Genomic DNA, 17,588 nt, shown 5'->3' with positions numbered 1-17,588 from the left:
GGTGGCTCCGCCACATGACCCGCCACCCCGCACGCCGATCGCACGCACCGAACGCCGCTCCTTCTTCCACGGAGATCCATCAGAAGGGCCCTAGGCCGATGAGTCACCGTTGCCTTCCTGCGACCTGATCCGCCGGACAGCCCCCCGGGCGACCGCGCGTCAGAAACCGTGCGGCAGCCACGGCGGCACCGGCGACCCGAACGCCACCGACGCCTCCGCCAGCGCCCCCGGCCGCAGCTCCCGCACCCGCCCGGCCCCCGCCAGCGACAGCAGACCGACCCCGCCGAGGTACGCCGCCGCCAACTCCCGTACGGACAGCGCGAGGTCGGCCGCGTCGGCGGTACGCTCGCAGGACGCGCCCTTGGCGTCCCCGGAGAGCCGCCAACGCCCCGCGTTCCAGGGGCAGAAGCCGTCGGCCACCTCCAGCACCACGTCCACCGGCGCCTGGTACGTACGCGCCGCGAGCGCCGCACCGACGTCGACCAGCCGCACGTACCCCATGTCCCGCACCCGCGTACGGCAGCGCCGGATGTCGGAGACCAGGTACTGCCAGGCGTCGTCGACCGGCCGCCTGCGCACCACCAGCGTCGTCATCAGGTCGATGCCGAACAGGAACCGCCACAGCGCCGCGTCGGTCGCCGGATCGAGCGCGGCCAGTTCCTCCAGCGTCACCGTGCCGTCGTGCCCGCCCGCTCCCCAGCCCAGCTTCGTACGGAACCGGGCGAACCCGGTGACCTCCCCGTCCCGCTCGGCGACCACGCACTGCAGCGCCGACGCCCCGTCCCGCTCGCTCTCCGGGTCCAGCAGCCCCACCCGCTCCCAGCCGGGCTGCCGGGCCAGCATCCCGGGGCGCAGCGGCACGGTGCGTGCGTACACCGCCTCGCACTCGGCGAGCACCTCGGCCGGCCCGGCGTACCGCAGCCGTACCGCGTCGGTGCCGGCCGGCACGTCCAGCGTCACCCGGCCCGTGTCGACCTCGGCGAGCAGCTGGTGGGTCGCGGCGCCGTACCCGAAGCGGCCGTAGATCGCCGGCTCGGAGGCGGTGAGCACGGCGAGCGGCTCGCCCCACTCCCGTACGTCGTCCAGCTGGCGCCGCATCATCGACGTCAGCACCCCGCGCCGCCGGTGCGTCGCGGACACGCTCACCATGGTGACGCCCGCGGCGGGCAGCACGGCACCGCCCGGCACGGTCATCCGGAAACGGAACGCCCCGCTCGTACCGACGAGTTCGGGTCCGTCCCACACGGCCAGCGCCCGCTCGGCCTCGATGAGGGACCGGTCCAGGTCGCGTTCCTCGGCCGACGCCGGACCGGCGCCGAAGGCCCGCACCAGGTGGTCCCACCACCCGTCGAACTCCTCGGCACGCAGGACTTTCACGTCGGTCGGGCGTTCGGTCGTCATGCGCCATGCCTATCAGCGCGGTGCGGGGCGAGCCAGCGAATTTCTCCCGGACGGCGACGCGAGGCCTTCCGGTGAAGTTCACTGTGAAGTCGCACCTGAAGTTGAGTCTCGGACGGGGGACAAGTGGGACCTCCCGTGCCAAGCAGCTGGTCCGATGGATAGGGTCCCGAACTGATGGCAGCAGACGGAGAGCGGCGCGGTAAGGCCGAGACGCTGACGGCCCGGTGGAAGATGCAGTGGCACCGGGCCCGCGTCGGCGTGCGCAGAAGCGCCGTGGACTACTTCCGCGGCGACGGCTCCGACTGGATCGCGCTCGCCGGACTGCTCCTGACCATCCCGGCCCTCGCGGCCATGACCCTCGCCAACTCCGTGTGGTTCTCCCCGGCCACGCTGGTCCTGCCGATCATCGCCGGCGGCCTGCTGCTGCGCCCGGCGAGCCTGCTCGGTCTGTACGCGGCCGCGGCGACGGCCCTGATCGTGGAGTCGGTACGGCTGGGCCCCTACACGGAGGGCCCGTCGCGGGTCACTCCCGGAGTGGTCCTGACCGTGGCCGCCTGCGGTTTCTTCGGACTGCTCACCGCGCAGTTCCGCAGCCGGGTCGGCGTGCCCTGGCGGCGCGGCGGCACCATGCTCTTCGACCTGCGCGAACGCATCCGGGTGCAGAGCAAGCTGCCGAAGCTGCCGCCGGGCTGGCACCGCGAGATGGCGCTGCGGCCGGCCGGCGGGCAGTCCTTCTCCGGTGACTTCGTGGTCGCGGCCCGTACGAACAACGGCCGCACCATGGAGGTCGTCCTCACGGACGTCTCCGGCAAGGGCATGGACGCCGCGTCCCGGGCGCTGCTGCTCTCCGGGGCGTTCGGCGGCCTGCTGGGCTCGCTGCCCCCGCACGCCTTCCTCCCGGCCGCCAACGGCTACCTGCTCCGCCAGGACTGGGACGAGGGCTTCGCGACCTCCATCCACCTGGTCCTCGACCTCGACTCCGGCGACTACGAGCTGTACTCCGCGGGCCACCCGCCGGGGCTCCAGCTCAGCGCGGGCAGCGGCCGCTGGGAGGAGAAGGCCGCGGAGGGCCCGCTCCTCGGCGTGTACGACGGCGCCCAGTTCGACTCCGTCAAGGGCTCCCTGCGCCCCGGAGACGTCCTGATGCTCTTCACGGACGGCCTGGTGGAGACGTCCGACCGGGACATCGTGGAGGGCATCGACCGCCTGACGGGCGAGGCCGACCGCTATGTCGCCGGCGGCTTCCACGGCGCGGCCTGGCACCTGATCGAGGCGGTGGCCAAGGACGTCAACGACGACCGGGCCCTGCTGCTGATCTGCCGCGAGGCGGGGAGATGACCGCGCCCCGCCTCTCCCTCCCCGAGGTCGAGAAACTCGCCCGGGCCGCCCACGCCGGTCAGACCGACAAGGCGGGCCGTCCCTACGCCGAGCACCTGGCGGCCGTGGCCGACGGGGTCCGGGCCCGCGGCGGGGACGACGACCAGATCGCCGCCGCCTGGCTGCACGACTCCGTCGAGGACGACGCCCTGACCGAGCGGTGGCTGGCGGCCGCGCCGCTGAGCGACCGTACGAAAGCCGTCGTACTCGCCCTCACCAAGCGTCCGGGCGAGCCGCCCGAGTCGTACGCCGGCCGCATCCTCGGCACCCCGGGCGCGCTGCTCGTCAAGGAGGCCGACCTCGCGCACAACGCCGACCCCGGGCGGCTCGCCGTACTGGACGAGGCCACCCGGAAACGGCTGACCGGGAAGTACGCCCGGATGCGCGCCCTCCTCGGTCTGCCGGCGTAGCCCGAGTCAGGCGCTGACCGGCTCCCGGCTGCCCCGGCTCTCCGCGTCCGGCCGGCCCTGACGCCCCCGCTCCCGGGCCGCCTCCACCGCGTCGCGCCGGAACGCCCAGTCCATCCGCGGCTCCATGGCGAACCGGAACACCCGCCGGACCGGGCCGGTGCACAGCAGCGTCACCCCTGCCCCGGCGAGCGCGGTGACGAGGACCTCGCCGAGCGGCCCGTGCAGCCACCGCACGTCGAACCAGCCCGCGTGGACGGCGTACTTCACGACGAAACCGTGCAGCAGGTAGCCGTAGAGCGTGCCGGCGCCCAGGGCGGTGCACCACATCCGCCGGCCCGGTACCCAGGAGAGGAAGCAGGCGGTCAGCAGCAGCGAGCAGCCGAACAGGGCCAGCACCATCACCGGCCCGCACCACCACGGCGCGCCCAGCTCCTGCGCCGAGTCACGGTGGTAGAACCACCCGGTGTTCATGCGCGGCACCGACCACCAAGCGAACACCAGCGCGGCGGCGAACACCGGCACCGCGGCGATCCGCACCGGCCACCGGCGCACCAGCCGGAAGTGCTCGGGCCGCAGGCACAGACCGAGCACGAAGTAGGGCAGGAACTGCAGGACCCGCTGGAGGTCCAGGTCGTCGCCGATGCTGGGGGAGACGGACGCCAGCATCGCGACGACGAAGGCCAGGGGGAGGGGGTGGCGGACGGTCCGCCAGATCGGGGTGGTCAGCCGCCAGACGAACAGGGCGCACAGGAACCAGGTCAGGTACCAGGGGTCGAGCAGGCTGATGTCCTGGTCGGCGGCGCCGCCGACGTAGCGCTGGAAGAGGGAGTAGGCCGTCTCGAACAGGACGTACGGCACCACGACACCGGTGACCAGCTTCTTCACCCGGTCCGGGCGCAGGTCGAAGTTCCGCGAGAAGTAGCCGGAGATGATGATGAACGCCGGCATGTGGAACGCGTAGACGACGCTGTACATCGCCTCCAGGACGCGGCTGTCGCCCTTCAGCGGCTCCCATGAGTGACCCATCGCGACCAGCACGATCGCCAGGTACTTGGCGTTGTCGAAGAACGCGTCGCGGGGTCTGCCGGCCGGCGACGGAGCCGGGAGGTGCGGTGTTCGGTTCTGGCCGGGGGACGTGGCGGCATCAGACATCTGAGGCACCCTAGCCTCGCCTGTGCGATTTCGTAAAACCACCGACGCGAATGCTGCTTATGGGCGACGTCTGCCCGTGAAACACCGGACGACCACCGGAGTTCGACGCCGATACCTATGCCGTTTCATCCCACACTTACGCCCGTGATGTCCCTGTTCATCCCGATGAAACGGCGCATAACGGCCTGTTGTGGACCGCCCTTGCCGCGCCTGTGACCACAATTCGAATTACCTGCGGACGGGTTGTGTGGACAGTGAATGCAAGGTCGTCAATTGCCGTGCGTCCAGGGGTGGATGGGCCCTCGAATTCCCGTGCGAGCGGTTGTCGGAGTGAGGCCTGTTGTCGACGTTGTGTCACGAGCCGCATAGTGCGGCCGGGTTGGTGGCACGATGGATCTGGCGGGGGTGCGGGGCCGTACCCCTGGGCCGGGAGAGCGGACCGACCGAGGGTGTGATCAGTTGTGGCCATTTCACTGTCTGTGGTGCTGCTGTTGGCGATCGTCCTGGTAGTGCTGATGAGAGGGGGCAGCATCAAGGCGGGCCCCGCCATCGTCGCCGTGCTCTTCGGCTTCTTCCTCGCCTCGACCGGGATGGCCCCGTCCATCCAGCGCTTCCTCGACTCGCTGGCGCAGACCATAAACTCGATCAACTTCTGACCCCGCGCGACGGCCCGCTCCCTGGCCTTCGGCGTACAGAGCGGGCGAGGGGAATCGAACCTGCCCTGGGAAGACGGTGACCTGTGCGTTCCCGGGATGCGCGCCGCCATTCCCCGGTGTGCCCCGATGGGTGCCGCTCGATCGGGCACGCCGGGGGCACGCGGGGCGCCCTCCGGGATCGAAGCGAACTCTTACCTGACGCGCCCCTTGGCGCAATCATTACTCTCGTATGGTCTTGGCATGGGCATTCTGATACCTGGGCTCGCGCCGACGGTGGTCGGCGTGGTGAGCTTCGCGGTGGTCTTCGTCTGCATGACCAGAGTTCTCTTGCCGCGCATCAACAAGGCTCTCGGCGAACGGAGGGACGCCATCGAGGGCCAGATGGAATGTGCTGAACAGTTGGCGGCGGAGGCCGGTGAAGTCCTCGCCGAGTATCGCCAGGAGCTGGCTGAGGCCCGACACGAGGCGGCGCGCCTGCGCCAGGAGGCTGTGGAGCAGGGCACGCAACTGATCGCCGAGCTTCGCGCTCGGGGCCTGCGGGAACGCGAGGCGATGATCGTGGAAGCCCAGGCACGGCTCAGGGCCGATCGCGTCATCGCGGAGACGGAGCTGCGGGGAGACGTCGTGTCGTTGGCCACGGAGCTGGCCGGTCGGGTGGTCGGCGAAACCCTCGAAGGTGTCGCCGACGGCGAGATGGTGGACCGCTTCTTCTCCGACCTCGATGCGCGAAGCGCGGCAGGCTTGCAGTAGTCGCCACCTCAGCTCCCCGCGCACGCGCCCCAGCGACGGCGCCCGCCAGCCGTACGGGCTTCCTGTCCAGGACGTACCGCCGTCGGCGGACGCACACCGTCTCTTCATCAGCAAGGTCGAGGACGCGCCCGATGCTGCGGTGGCGCAGATGGACCGGCCGCGACCGGGCACGCAAGGGACACGGCGGGCTGATCGGAGCCCCCGGAAACGATCAGGGCCAGGCGGAGGAAACAACCTCTCACCTGGCCCTGAGCCGCATGGAGCGGGCGACGGGAATCGAACCCGCGTAGCTAGTTTGGAAGACTAGGGCTCTACCATTGAGCTACGCCCGCACAGCACGCGCCGCAGGTCGTTGACCGCGGCACAGGAGGCATCGTAGCGGGTCGCCCGGTGCCGAGGCCAACAGGTCGGGCGGCGGGGGCGCGCGGCCGGCGCGGGTGGACAATGCGGCCGACGCGGGCGGCCCGGGCATGTACCCTACGTGTCGCACCGAAACGGGGTGTGGCGCAGCTTGGTAGCGCGTCCGCTTTGGGAGCGGAAGGCCGTGGGTTCAAATCCCGCCACCCCGACCACCACCTGACGGCGTCCGTCTTGATCGCCTTTTGGGGCGCTGAGCGGCTGCGGTTACTATGCAAGCTGCGCGCCCGTGTGTCCCGGCCCGCCATACGGCGGCCTACGAACTCCTCCGGGCGGCGAAACTCCGCCGGGCCCCTCTGGCACCGGCAGAACCCAAGAAGTCAGCCACAAGGAGACCGAACCGTGAAGAGCGCCGTGGAGACCCTGAACCCGACCCGGGTTCGGCTCACTGTCGAGGTGCCCTTCGAGGAGCTCAAGGACAGCCTCGACGCGGCGTACAAGAAGATCAACCAGCAGGTCACGGTGAAGGGCTTCCGCAAGGGCAAGATCCCGGCCCGCGTCATCGACCAGCGGTTCGGCCGCGGTGCGGTCCTGGAGGAAGCCGTCAACGACGCGCTTCCGAAGTTCTACACCGACGCGGTCAACGAGGCCGAGCTGAGCCCCCTGGGCCAGCCCGACGTCGACATCACCGAGCTGAAGGACGGCGACACGCTGAACTTCACCGCCGAGGTCGACGTCCGCCCCGCCCTCGAGATCCCGGACTACACCGGCATCGAGGTCGAGGTCGACGCCGTCGAGGTGACCGACGAGGACGTCGAGAAGTCCGTGGAGCAGCTCCGCGAGCGCTTCGCCTCGACCTCTCCCGTCGAGCGCGCCGCCGAGGACGGCGACGTCGTCACCATCGACCTGGAGGCCAAGGTCGACGGCGAGGTGCTGGAGGACGGCATCGCCAACGGCGTCTCCTACACCATCGGCTCCGGCGAGCTGCTCGACGGCATCGACGACGCCGTCAAGGGCAAGTCGGCCGGCGAGGAGGCCACCTTCACCTCCGAGCTCAAGGGCGGCTCCGCGGCCGGCAAGGAGGCCGAGGTCACCGTCAAGGTCACCCAGGTCGCCGCGCGTGAACTGCCCGAGCTGGACGACGAGTTCGCGCAGCTCGCCTCCGAGTTCGACACCCTGGAGGAGCTGAAGGCGGACAGCCGCAAGCGGCTCGCCAACATGAAGACGTACGACCAGGCCACCCAGGCCCAGGAGCGCGTCCTCGAGAAGCTCCTGGAGCTCGTCGAGGTGCCCGTCCCCGAGAAGCTCCTCGAGGACGAGATCAACACCCGCAAGCACAACCTGGAGCACCACCAGCTCGGCCAGATGGGCCTCGACCTCGAGAAGTACCTCGAGATCCAGGGCAAGACCGCCGAGGAGTTCGAGACCGAGACCCGCGAGGCCGCGGTCAAGGGCATCAAGACCCAGTTCGTCCTCGACGAGCTGGTCAAGAAGGAGAACCTCAACGTCAACCAGGAGGAGCTCACCGAGCACCTCATGCGGCGTGCGGCCTCCTCCGGCATGTCCCCCGACCAGTTCGCCCAGGCCGTCGTCGAGGGCGGCCAGGTCCCGCTCCTGGTCGGCGAGGTCGCCCGCGGCAAGGCCCTGGCCGTCGTGGTCGAGGCCGCCACGGTGAAGGACACCAACGGCGAGATCGTCGACCTGGACGACGAGGACGAGGACGAGGCGCAGACCGCGACGGAGGCCCCTGAGGCCGCCGCCGAGGCCGCCGACGAGGAGAAGGCCGAGGGCTGAGTCCTCCGGCGCCCGTAACGGCGTACAGGGCCCCTGGGAGCATCCCGGGGGCCCTTTGCCATGGGCGCCCGCCCCGTACCGCACCCTCCGCGCCGCTACGCCCCCGGCGAACAGCCCTCTTACCGGGATTCCCCGAAGGGACCATCGCGTTAGGGTCCATGAGTACGAGGGCAGCCAAGCCCCCGGCTACGGAAACGTGAGACGGCCCGGCGCCGTCGTAAGACGAGCAGGTGGATACGTGACGAATCTGATGCCCTCCGCCGCCGGCGAGCCTTCCATCGGTGGTGGCCTCGGCGACCAGGTCTACAACCGGCTGCTCGGCGAGCGGATCATCTTCCTCGGCCAGCAGGTCGACGACGACATCGCCAACAAGATCACCGCGCAGCTGCTGCTCCTGGCGGCCGACCCCGACAAGGACATCTTCCTCTACATCAACAGCCCCGGCGGCTCGGTGACGGCCGGCATGGCGATCTACGACACCATGCAGTTCATCCCGAACGACGTGGTGACCATCGGCATGGGCATGGCGGCCTCGATGGGCCAGTTCCTGCTCACCGGCGGCACCGCCGGCAAGCGCTTCGCCCTGCCGCACACGGACATCATGATGCACCAGGGCTCCGCGGGCCTCGGCGGTACGGTCTCGGACATCAAGATCCAGGCCCAGTACCTGCTGCGCACCAAGAAGACCATGACGGAGCTGACCGCGCTGCACTCCGGCCAGTCGATCGAGACGATCCTCCGCGACGCCGACCGCGACCGCTGGTTCACCCCGGAAGAAGCCAAGGAGTACGGTCTCATCGACGGGATCATCACGCATGCCTCCGGTGTTCCGGGAGGCGGTGGCACCGGCGCCTGAGACCAGGCCCGGCCACGCCACGCTCCGCCGCGACTCCAGCCCCCCGAACGCCACCAGGACGGTGAACACCCTCATGAGCAACATCCCCGGCGCCGCTGACGCCCGCTACGACGGGCCCCGGCCCGACGCCCGCTACGTCATCCCGCGCTTCGTCGAGCGCACCTCCCAGGGCGTCCGCGAGTACGACCCGTACGCGAAGCTCTTCGAGGAGCGCGTGATCTTCCTCGGCGTCCAGATCGACGACGCCTCCGCCAACGACGTCATGGCGCAGCTGCTGTGCCTGGAGTCGATGGACCCCGACCGGGACATCTCGATCTACATCAACAGCCCGGGCGGCGACATGACCGCCCTCACGGCGATCTACGACACGATGCAGTTCGTGAAGCCCGACATCCAGACGGTCTGCATGGGCCAGGCGGCCTCCGCCGCGGCCATCCTGCTGGCCGCCGGCACGCCCGGCAAGCGCATGGCGCTGCCGAACTCCCGGGTGCTGATCCACCAGCCGGCCGGTTCCACCGGCCGGGGCCAGCTCTCCGACCTGGAGATCATCGCCAACGAGTTCACGCGGATGCGTGAACAGCTGGAGGACATGCTGGCCAAGCACTCCAACCGGCCGATCGAGCAGGTCCGCGAGGACATCGAGCGCGACAAGATCCTCACGGCCGAGGAAGCGCTCGAGTACGGCATCGTGGACCAGATCATCTCCACCCGGAAGATGAACAACTCGGACGTCCGCTGACAGAGGATGTATTCTCTGCCGCCCTTGGCACGGTTTGACGACGTGCTCGGCAAGGCGCACGTCAAAGTGAACCGTGCCAAGGGGGGCCCGTACGGGGGGCCCGGCAAGGTACCGTCGACATAAGGCAGCACCAGGAGCCGCTGGATTCGAGAGAGTCCAGGCGTCTCCCAGGCGAAGGGGAAGCACACCGTGGCACGCATCGGTGACGGCGGCGATCTGCTCAAGTGCTCGTTCTGCGGCAAGAGCCAGAAGCAGGTCAAGAAGCTCATCGCAGGGCCCGGTGTGTACATCTGCGACGAGTGCATCGATCTCTGCAACGAGATCATCGAGGAGGAGCTCGCCGAGACGAGCGAGGTGCGCTGGGAGGAACTCCCCAAGCCCCGCGAGATCTACGAGTTCCTCGAGGGCTACGTGGTGGGCCAGGAGCCTGCCAAGAAAGCCCTCTCGGTCGCGGTGTACAACCACTACAAGCGCGTCCAGGCAGGGGAGAACGGCGGCGCCCAAGGCCGCGACGACGCCATCGAGTTGGCGAAGTCCAACATCCTGCTGCTGGGCCCCACGGGCTCCGGCAAGACCCTCCTGGCGCAGACCCTGGCCCGCATGCTGAACGTCCCGTTCGCGATCGCCGACGCCACCGCGCTGACGGAGGCCGGCTACGTGGGCGAGGACGTCGAGAACATCCTGCTCAAGCTGATCCAGGCCGCCGACTACGACGTCAAGAAGGCCGAGACCGGGATCATCTACATCGACGAGATCGACAAGGTCGCCCGGAAGAGCGAAAACCCGTCGATCACCCGGGACGTCTCCGGCGAGGGCGTCCAGCAGGCCCTGCTGAAGATCCTCGAAGGCACCACCGCCTCCGTCCCGCCGCAGGGTGGCCGCAAGCACCCGCACCAGGAGTTCATCCAGATCGACACGACGAACGTGCTGTTCATCGTGGGCGGCGCGTTCGCCGGACTGGAGAAGATCATCGAGTCCCGGGCGGGCGCCAAGGGCATCGGCTTCGGCGCCACCATCCGCTCCAAGCGGGAGCTGGAGGCCAAGGACCAGTTCGAGGACGTCATGCCCGAGGACCTGGTCAAGTTCGGCATGATCCCCGAGTTCATCGGCCGCCTCCCCGTCATCACCAGCGTCCACAACCTGGACCGGGAAGCCCTCCTCCAGATCCTCGTCGAGCCGCGCAACGCACTGGTCAAGCAGTACCAGCGCCTGTTCGAACTCGACGGCGTGGAACTGGACTTCGAGCGCGAGGCCCTGGAGGCCATCGCCGACCAGGCCATCCTCCGCCAGACCGGCGCCCGCGGCCTGCGCGCCATCATGGAGGAGGTCCTGATGTCGGTGATGTACGAGGTGCCGTCCCGCAAGGACGTGGCCCGCGTCGTCATCACGGCCGACGTCGTCCACTCCAACGTCAACCCGACCCTGATCCCCCGTGACGCCCGCGGCCGGGGATCGGGCGAGCAGAAGTCGGCGTGACCGCGCTCGCCACGTGAGCGCACGTCAGCGCACGAAAGCGCCGGGCCCTCCTCGGAGGTGCCCGGCGCTTTCGTCTTCCTCCGCCCGCCTACCTGGCGACGCGCACCTCACCCCGTACATCGGCGGCGATCTTCGCCGACTCGTCCACGCTGTACGTCTTCACCGCCGCCGTCGGCTCCACGATGCCGATGGTGCTGTAGTCCGCCCAGATGCACAGGTACGCCGTCTGGGTCTTGCCGGTGAGCTGGTTCTTGCCCTTCGCCTGCTGGCACTTCATCACCGCGCCGTCCAGGCCGGCCGGGGACACGGACTGCGCGTCGCCGACGAAGTGCACGCCGTCCGACGAGGAACCGTCCTTCTTCATGTTCGCGAAGGTGGCGTCCAGCGCCGCCTGCGGGTCCTTCACCGTGCCGTACACCCCGAACAGGGTGACGTTCTCGGCGGTCTGCGCCTTCGCCACGTCCGTCGGATCGGTGAGCTTCAGGGACTGCAGGTCGACGGTCGAGTAGATCGCGTTGACCGAGGTGGCGTCGGTGACACCGGCCTGGGCGAGGTCCTTCGCGTCACTCGAACTCGCCTTCTCCTCGCTGGAGTCACCCACCCGCTGGTACTTGGCGGACAGCAGGGAGGCCGGCGCGGTGAGCTTGTGCGGTCCGTCGTCCGTCAGCCCGCCCCCACCGCCCGCGAGCACGAAGTACGCGCCCACCGCGACGGCGGCCACCACCGCCACCGCCCCGATGATCAGGCCCGTCTTCTTCTTCCCGCCCCCCGGAGCCGGCGGCTGCGGAAGGCCGTGGGGCTGCTGACCGTACGGGGGCGTGCCGTAGGGCGGCGGCTGCTGACCGTACGGGTTCTGCTGCGGGGGAACGCCCTGCTGCGGGTAGCCGTACCCCGGCTGCGTGGGCTGCTGCCCGTAAGGCCCGGGCTGCGCCGGCGGGGCCTGCTGGGGGTAGCCGTAGCCGGGCTGGGGCGCCTGCGGCGGCCCGCCGTACGGACCAGGCTGCTGCCCGCCGTAGGGACCCGGCTGCTGCCCGTACGGTCCCGGCTGCTGAGGCGGCGGCCCCCCGTACGGGCCCGGCTGGTTGTAGCTCATCTCTGGGTTCCCCTCCAGATGCTTATGTGTTCCTGACATCCTGGCGCAGCCACAGGGGACCCACGGCACAGGGGTCTTCGCCGTTACAGAACAAACGCGTTTCGGGACAGCCCCGCAACACCTCTAAACTGAGCCCCGTGACCGAGAACGCTCAGCAGCAGCCCACCGCGCCCAGCACCGAACTGCCGACCCAGTACGCGCCGGCCGATGTAGAGCGGACGCTGTACGAGCGCTGGGTAGAGCGCGGTTACTTCGCGGCCGACGCGAAGAGCGACAAGCCCGCGTACACCATCGTCATCCCCCCGCCGAACGTCACCGGCTCGCTGCACCTGGGCCACGCCTTCCAGCACACGCTGATGGACGCGCTGACCCGCCGCAAACGCATGCAGGGCTTCGAGGCGCTGTGGCTGCCGGGCATGGACCACGCCGGCATCGCCACCCAGAACAAGGTCGAGCAGCAGCTCGCCGAGGAGGGCAAGTCCCGCCACGACCTGGGCCGCGAGGAGTTCGTCGAGCGGGTCTGGCAGTGGAAGGAGGAGTACGGCGGCAGGATCCTCGGCCAGATGCGCCGGCTCGGCGACGGCGTCGACTGGGACCGCGAGCGCTTCACCATGGACGAAGGCCTGTCCAAGGCCGTCCAGACCATCTTCAAGAAGCTCTACGACGACGAGCTGATCTACCGCGCCGAGCGCATCATCAACTGGTGCCCGCGCTGTCTGACGGCCATCTCGGACATCGAGGTGGAGTACCAGGAGGACGACGGCGAGCTGGTCTCCATCAAGTACGGCGAGGGCGAGGAGACGCTGGTCGTCGCCACCACCCGCGCGGAGACGATGCTCGGCGACACGGCCGTCGCCGTCCACCCTGACGACGAGCGGTACCGCCACCTCGTCGGCAAGCGCATCAAGCTCCCGCTGACCGACCGCACCATCCCGGTCGTCGCGGACGCGCACGTCGACCCGGAGTTCGGCACGGGCGCCGTCAAGGTCACCCCGGCCCACGACCCGAACGACTTCGCGATCGGCCAGCGCCACGGCCTGGAGTCCATCACCGTGATGGACGAGCGCGCCGTCATCACGGCTCACGGCCCCTTCCAGGGCCTGGACCGCTTCGAGGCCCGCTCCGCGATCGTCGGCGCCCTGCGTTCGCAGGGCCGGATCGTCGCCGAGAAGCGGCCCTACGTCCACTCCGTCGGCCACTGCTCGCGCTGCAAGACCACCATCGAACCGCGCCTGTCCATGCAGTGGTGGGTCAAGGTCGGCCCGCTCGCGCAGGCCGCGGGCGACGCGGTCCGCGACGGCCGGGTGCGGATCCACCCCGAGGACATGTCGAAGCGGTACTTCGACTGGGTCGACAACATGCACGACTGGTGCATCTCGCGCCAGCTGTGGTGGGGCCACCGCATCCCCGTCTGGTACGGGCCCCAGGGCGAGGTCGTCTGCGTCGGCCCCGACGAGCAGCCGCCCGCCGGTGAGGGCTGGACGCAGGACACCGACGTCCTCGACACCTGGTTCTCCTCCGGCCTGTGGCCGTTCTCCACCCTCGGCTGGCCCGAACAGACCGCCGACCTGCGGAAGTTCTACCCGACCGACGTCCTGCTCACCGGTCACGACATCATCTTCTTCTGGGTCGCCCGGATGATGATGTTCGGCCTGTACGCCATGGACGGAGAGGTCCCCTTCCGCACCATCGCGCTGACCGGCCTGGTCCGTGACGAGCGCGGCAAGAAGATGTCGAAGTCCTTCGGCAACGTCGTCGACCCGCTGGACTGGATGGACAAGTACGGCTCCGACGCCGTCCGCTTCACCCTGGCCCGCGGCGCCAACCCCGGCACCGACGTCCCGATCGGCGAGGAGTGGGTCCAGGCGTCCCGCAACTTCGCCAACAAGATCTGGAACGCGACCCGGTTCGCGCTGATGAACGGCGCGACCGTCGAGGGCCCGCTCCCGGACGCCGCCGAGATGTCGGCCACGGACCGCTGGATCCTCTCCCGTCTGAACGAGACGGTCGCGGAAGTCGACGCGTTCTACGACGACTTCCAGTTCGCGAAGCTGTCCGACTCCCTCTTCCACTTCGCGTGGGACGAGGTCTTCGACTGGTACGTCGAGCTGTCCAAGACCACCTTCCAGGCGGGCGGCCGGGGCGCCGAGGTCTCCCAGCGCGTCCTCGGTGAGGTCCTCGACGTCACGCTCAAGCTGCTCCACCCGGTCGTCCCGTTCGTCACGGACACCCTGTGGACGACGCTGACCGGCGGCGAGTCCGTCGTGATCGCCGACTGGCCGAAGGACTCGGGCTTCCGGGACCAGGCCGCCGAGCGCGAGATCGAAACCCTCCAGTCCGTCATCACCGAGGTCCGCCGCTTCCGCGCCGACCAGGGCCTCCAGCCCGGCCAGCGGGTCCCGGCGCGCCTCACCCTGGACGGCACGGCGCTGGCCCCGCACGAGGCCGCGATCCGCCAGCTGCTGCGCCTCCAGCCGGAGGGCGACGCGTTCACCGCCACCGCCACCCTGCCGGTCGCCGGCGCCGAGGTCGCCCTCGACCTCTCCGGCACCATCGACGTCGCCGCCGAGCGCAAGCGCCTGGCGAAGGACCTCGCGGCGGCCGAGAAGGAGAAGGCACAGGCGACGGCCAAGCTCGGCAACGAGGCGTTCTTGGCGAAGGCCCCGGACAACGTGGTCGACAAGATCCGCGGCCGCCTCGCGAAGGCGGAGGAGGACATCACCCGCCTCCAGACCCAGCTGGACCGCCTCCCGGAGGCGTAACCCCCCGACCACCCCGACGGGCGCGCCGCCCCTCCTCCAGGAGGGACGGCGCGCCCGTCCGCGTCCGCGTCAACCCACGCCCGCCCCACGCCCGCCGCCACGACACGCTCGCCCCCCCCCCGCCCACCGGACATGCCGCCACCTGGCAGCCCCCTCCCGCGGGCGCCGAGCACATCGTTCGTCCCCGCTCCCCGACCACCGACGCACCCCCGCTCAGCCCCGCCGACCGGCCAAGCGGCCACCCGGCAGCCCCGCGCGGGCGTCGGTGGTGACCGCGCGTACGTGGATGCGAGTGGCTCCGTAGACTGGTGCCGTGAGTGATCTGCCCCCGCGTGACCCCAACGAGAGTTTCGACGACTTCGACGAGATCATCTCGGCCGAGACGGACCGCGACCCCGATCTCGCGGTGATCGAGGCCGGCAGCCGGACCCTGCGTACCCAGGGCGGTCCGCAGCAGCCCGACGTCCCGGGCCGCCCCGAGGACCCCGAGGTCGACCGTGCCCTGCGCGAGGTGGAGGCGGAGCTCGCCACCCGCTGGGGCGAGACCAAGCTGGAGCCCTCGGTCGCCCGGATCGCCGCCCTCATGGACGTGCTGGGCGAGCCGCAGCGCTCGTACCCCTCGATCCACATCACCGGCACCAACGGCAAGACCTCCACCGCCCGCATGATCGAAGCCCTGCTCGGCGCCTTCGACCTGCGCACCGGCCGCTACACCAGCCCGCACGTCCAGTCGATCACCGAGCGCATCAGCCTCGACGGGGCCCCGGTCTCCGCCGAGCGGTTCATCGAGACGTTCCACGACATCAAGCCCTACCTCGACCTGGTCGACTCCCAGCAGGACTACCGGCTGTCCTTCTTCGAGGTGCTCACCGGCATGGCGTACGCGGCGTTCGCGGACGCCCCCGTGGACGTCGCGGTCGTCGAGGTCGGCATGGGCGGCTCCTGGGACGCCACGAACGTCATCGACGGCGACGTCGCCGTGGTCACCCCCATCGACCTCGACCACACCGACCGGCTCGGCGGCACCACCGCGGAGATCGCCGCCGAGAAGGCCGGGATCATCAAGCAGGACGCGACGGTCATCCTGGCCCAGCAGCCGGTGGACGCGGCCCAGGTGCTGCTGAAGAAGGCCGTCGAGGTGGACGCGACCGTGGCCCGCGAAGGCCTGGAGTTCGGCGTCGTCGCCCGCCAGGTCGCCGTCGGCGGCCAGCTGCTCACCCTGCGCGGCCTGGGCGGCGAGTACAGCGGGGTCTATCTCCCGCTGCACGGCGCCTACCAGGCCCACAACGCGTCCGTCGCGCTCGCCGCCGTCGAGGCGTTCTTCGGGGTCGGCTCCCAGCGCCCCGAGCCCCTCGACATCGACACGGTCCGCAAGGCGTTCGCCGGCGTCTCCTCGCCGGGCCGCCTCGAAGTCGTACGACGCTCTCCCACCGTCGTCCTGGACGCCGCCCACAACCCGGCCGGCGCCCGCGCCACCGCCGAGGCCGTCGGCGAGGCCTTCGACTTCAGCCGGCTGATCGGCGTGGTCGGGGCCAGCGCCGACAAGAACGTCCGCGGCCTGCTGGAGGCCTTCGAGCCGGTCTTCGCCGAGGTCGTGATCACCCAGAACACCAGCCACCGCGCGATGGACGCGGACGAACTGGCCGCGATCGCCGTCGAGGTCTTCGGCGAGGACCGCGTCCAGGTCGAACCGCGGCTGCCGGACGCCCTGGAGGCCGCGATCACGCTGGCCGAGGAGGAGGGCGAGTTCGCCGGCGGCGGTGTGCTGGTCACCGGCTCCGTCATCACCGTGGGCGAGGCCCGACTGCTCCTCGGGAGGGGCTGACCATGCGCACGCTGTGTTCCTCCACGCTGATCGGCGAGTTCTTCGTGATCGGCTTCGCCGCCCTGGTCGCCATGAAGGACCCCGACCTGTCCGCCGCCACGGTGTGGCTGGTCAGCGGCGTCGCGATGGTCCTGTGCGTGGCCCTGTGCGGGGTGCTCACCCGCCCGGGCGGCGTCGCTCTCGGCTGGGCCCTGCAGCTCGCCCTGATCGCCTCCGGCGTCTTCGTCCCGACGATGTACTTCCTGGGCGCGGTCTTCGCGGGACTGTGGTGGGCGTCGGTGCACTACGGCCGGAAGATCGACGAAGCCAAGGCCCGCTTCGCGGCGCAGGCCGCGGCGGGGACCGAGGCCCCCTCCGCACCTGACGCTGCGTAACGGCTCCCCGGACCCGCCCTGTAGCCTGCCCTCACCGCACACGTCAGTACCCGAAGGAGCCCTCGTGACCCAGCGCACCCTCGTCCTGCTCAAGCCCGACGCCGTCCGTCGCGGTCTGACCGGCGAGATCATCGGCCGTATCGAGCGCAAGGCCGGCTGGCAGATCACCGCGCTGGAACTGCGCACCCTGGACCGGGCCACCCTGGAGCAGCACTACGGCGAGCACGTCGGCAAGCCGTTCTACGAGCCGCTCGTCGAGTTCATGTCCTCCGGCCCGGTCGTCGCCCTGATCGTCGAGGGCGAGCGGGTCATCGAGGGCGTCCGCGCCCTCGCCGGCCCCACCGACCCGATCGCCGCCGCGCCCGGCTCCATCCGCGGCGACTTCGGCGTGATCGTCCGTGAGAACCTGATCCACGCGTCCGACTCCGAGGAGTCCGCCGAGCGCGAGGTCAAGATCTTCTTCCCGGGCCGCGCCTAGGGCCCTTCTGATGGATCTCCGCGGCGTCGCGACGCCCGGCACGCACGCTCGACGCACGGGGTGGCGGGCCAGGTGGCTCCGCCACATG

The 17,588-nt window shown here is 70.2% G+C and carries 15 protein-coding genes, 2 tRNA genes and 1 pseudogene; 13 read left to right on the top strand and 5 right to left on the bottom strand.

Annotation, left to right across the window (positions count from 1 at the left end; genetic code table 11):
• Positions 1-159: 159 nt before the first annotated feature.
• Positions 160-1,401, bottom strand: coding sequence for a GNAT family N-acetyltransferase (locus AB0958_RS40815; RefSeq protein ID WP_366895545.1), 1,242 nt, complete (start codon positions 1,399-1,401; stop codon positions 160-162).
• A gap of 174 nt (positions 1,402-1,575) precedes the next feature.
• On the opposite strand from AB0958_RS40815, the gene AB0958_RS40810 reads away from it, so the two are divergent.
• Positions 1,576-2,739, top strand: a complete 1,164-nt coding sequence (locus tag AB0958_RS40810; RefSeq protein WP_366895544.1) for a PP2C family protein-serine/threonine phosphatase — start codon at positions 1,576-1,578, stop codon at positions 2,737-2,739.
• Positions 2,736-3,188, top strand: coding sequence for an HD domain-containing protein (locus AB0958_RS40805; protein ID WP_366895543.1), 453 nt, complete (start codon positions 2,736-2,738; stop codon positions 3,186-3,188). Before AB0958_RS40810 ends, AB0958_RS40805 begins: the two co-directional genes overlap by 4 nt.
• 6 nt (positions 3,189-3,194) lie before the next feature.
• Here the strand turns inward: AB0958_RS40805 and AB0958_RS40800 are convergent, their stop codons facing one another.
• Positions 3,195-4,340: an acyltransferase family protein gene (locus tag AB0958_RS40800; RefSeq protein ID WP_366895542.1), complete on the bottom strand. Its 1,146-nt coding sequence runs from the start codon at positions 4,338-4,340 to the stop codon at positions 3,195-3,197.
• 461 nt (positions 4,341-4,801) lie between these two features.
• On the opposite strand from AB0958_RS40800, the gene AB0958_RS40795 reads away from it, so the two are divergent.
• Positions 4,802-4,996, top strand: a complete 195-nt coding sequence (locus AB0958_RS40795) for a hypothetical protein (RefSeq protein ID WP_046734331.1) — start codon at positions 4,802-4,804, stop codon at positions 4,994-4,996.
• Between the two features lie 240 nt (positions 4,997-5,236).
• Positions 5,237-5,746 carry a F0F1 ATP synthase subunit B gene (atpF, locus tag AB0958_RS40790; protein ID WP_366895541.1) on the top strand — a complete coding sequence of 170 codons (510 nt, stop codon included), beginning with the start codon at positions 5,237-5,239 and terminating at the stop codon, positions 5,744-5,746.
• Positions 5,747-5,789: 43 nt separating this feature from the next.
• On the opposite strand, the pseudogene AB0958_RS40785 reads toward atpF, so the two are convergent.
• Both AB0958_RS40785 and AB0958_RS40780 read right to left on the bottom strand, forming a co-directional pair.
• A pseudogene (locus AB0958_RS40785) lies at positions 5,790-5,879 on the bottom strand (GntR family transcriptional regulator); the annotation flags it as partial.
• Positions 5,880-6,004: 125 nt separating this feature from the next.
• Positions 6,005-6,078: transfer RNA gene (locus AB0958_RS40780), tRNA-Gly, on the bottom strand.
• Positions 6,079-6,241: 163 nt separating this feature from the next.
• On the opposite strand from AB0958_RS40780, the gene AB0958_RS40775 reads away from it, so the two are divergent.
• From AB0958_RS40775 to clpX, 5 genes are all read left to right on the top strand, one after another.
• Positions 6,242-6,318, top strand: a tRNA-Pro gene (locus AB0958_RS40775).
• Between the two features lie 187 nt (positions 6,319-6,505).
• Entirely contained in the window at positions 6,506-7,897 is a 1,392-nt protein-coding gene (tig, locus tag AB0958_RS40770; RefSeq protein WP_366895540.1) for a trigger factor, read from the top strand.
• A 250-nt stretch (positions 7,898-8,147) separates the two neighbouring features.
• On the top strand, positions 8,148-8,753 hold the full coding sequence (locus AB0958_RS40765) for an ATP-dependent Clp protease proteolytic subunit (protein WP_132887059.1): 606 nt from the start codon (positions 8,148-8,150) through the stop codon (positions 8,751-8,753).
• A 73-nt stretch (positions 8,754-8,826) separates the two neighbouring features.
• Positions 8,827-9,492: an ATP-dependent Clp protease proteolytic subunit gene (locus AB0958_RS40760; RefSeq protein WP_366895539.1), complete on the top strand. Its 666-nt coding sequence runs from the start codon at positions 8,827-8,829 to the stop codon at positions 9,490-9,492.
• Positions 9,493-9,681: 189 nt separating this feature from the next.
• Entirely contained in the window at positions 9,682-10,968 is a 1,287-nt protein-coding gene (gene clpX, locus AB0958_RS40755) for an ATP-dependent Clp protease ATP-binding subunit ClpX (RefSeq protein WP_132886825.1), read from the top strand.
• An 88-nt stretch (positions 10,969-11,056) separates the two neighbouring features.
• Here the strand turns inward: clpX and AB0958_RS40750 are convergent, their stop codons facing one another.
• Positions 11,057-12,061 carry a hypothetical protein gene (locus tag AB0958_RS40750; protein ID WP_366895538.1) on the bottom strand — a complete coding sequence of 335 codons (1,005 nt, stop codon included), beginning with the start codon at positions 12,059-12,061 and terminating at the stop codon, positions 11,057-11,059.
• A 137-nt stretch (positions 12,062-12,198) separates the two neighbouring features.
• Between AB0958_RS40750 and AB0958_RS40745 the strand changes: the two genes are divergently transcribed.
• The 4 genes from AB0958_RS40745 to ndk all read left to right on the top strand — a co-directional run bounded on the left by AB0958_RS40745 (position 12,199) and on the right by ndk (position 17,500).
• Positions 12,199-14,823 (top strand): valine--tRNA ligase, encoded by a 2,625-nt coding sequence (locus AB0958_RS40745; RefSeq protein ID WP_366895537.1) that lies wholly within the window; start codon positions 12,199-12,201, stop codon positions 14,821-14,823.
• A 313-nt stretch (positions 14,824-15,136) separates the two neighbouring features.
• The gene (locus AB0958_RS40740; protein ID WP_366895536.1) at positions 15,137-16,648 is read left to right on the top strand and encodes a folylpolyglutamate synthase/dihydrofolate synthase family protein; all 1,512 of its coding nucleotides are present in this window, start codon (positions 15,137-15,139) and stop codon (positions 16,646-16,648) included.
• 2 nt (positions 16,649-16,650) lie between these two features.
• Positions 16,651-17,022: a DUF4233 domain-containing protein gene (locus tag AB0958_RS40735; protein WP_366895535.1), complete on the top strand. Its 372-nt coding sequence runs from the start codon at positions 16,651-16,653 to the stop codon at positions 17,020-17,022.
• Positions 17,023-17,086: 64 nt separating this feature from the next.
• Positions 17,087-17,500: a nucleoside-diphosphate kinase gene (gene ndk / locus AB0958_RS40730; RefSeq protein WP_225100897.1), complete on the top strand. Its 414-nt coding sequence runs from the start codon at positions 17,087-17,089 to the stop codon at positions 17,498-17,500.
• The last annotated feature ends 88 nt before the right edge of the window (positions 17,501-17,588 follow it).

Source organism: Streptomyces sp. NPDC006655, assembly GCF_040703965.1.
In the GTDB taxonomy this organism is placed as follows: Bacteria; Actinomycetota; Actinomycetes; order Streptomycetales; family Streptomycetaceae; genus Streptomyces.
This window is presented reverse-complemented; position numbering and strand designations above follow the sequence as displayed.

Excerpts from the sequence above, each read along its gene's own strand:
- AB0958_RS40815 (WP_366895545.1), bottom strand. The coding sequence starts at position 1,401 with ATGACGACCGAACGCCCGACCGACGTGAAAGTCCTGCGTGCCGAGGAG.
- AB0958_RS40810 (WP_366895544.1), top strand. The coding sequence starts at position 1,576 with ATGGCAGCAGACGGAGAGCGGCGCGGTAAGGCCGAGACGCTGACGGCC.
- AB0958_RS40805 (WP_366895543.1), top strand. The coding sequence starts at position 2,736 with ATGACCGCGCCCCGCCTCTCCCTCCCCGAGGTCGAGAAACTCGCCCGG.
- AB0958_RS40800 (WP_366895542.1), bottom strand. The coding sequence starts at position 4,340 with ATGTCTGATGCCGCCACGTCCCCCGGCCAGAACCGAACACCGCACCTC.
- atpF (WP_366895541.1), top strand. The coding sequence starts at position 5,237 with ATGGGCATTCTGATACCTGGGCTCGCGCCGACGGTGGTCGGCGTGGTG.
- AB0958_RS40765 (WP_132887059.1), top strand. The coding sequence starts at position 8,148 with ATGCCCTCCGCCGCCGGCGAGCCTTCCATCGGTGGTGGCCTCGGCGAC.
- AB0958_RS40760 (WP_366895539.1), top strand. The coding sequence starts at position 8,827 with ATGAGCAACATCCCCGGCGCCGCTGACGCCCGCTACGACGGGCCCCGG.
- AB0958_RS40750 (WP_366895538.1), bottom strand. The coding sequence starts at position 12,061 with ATGAGCTACAACCAGCCGGGCCCGTACGGGGGGCCGCCGCCTCAGCAG.
- AB0958_RS40735 (WP_366895535.1), top strand. The coding sequence starts at position 16,651 with ATGCGCACGCTGTGTTCCTCCACGCTGATCGGCGAGTTCTTCGTGATC.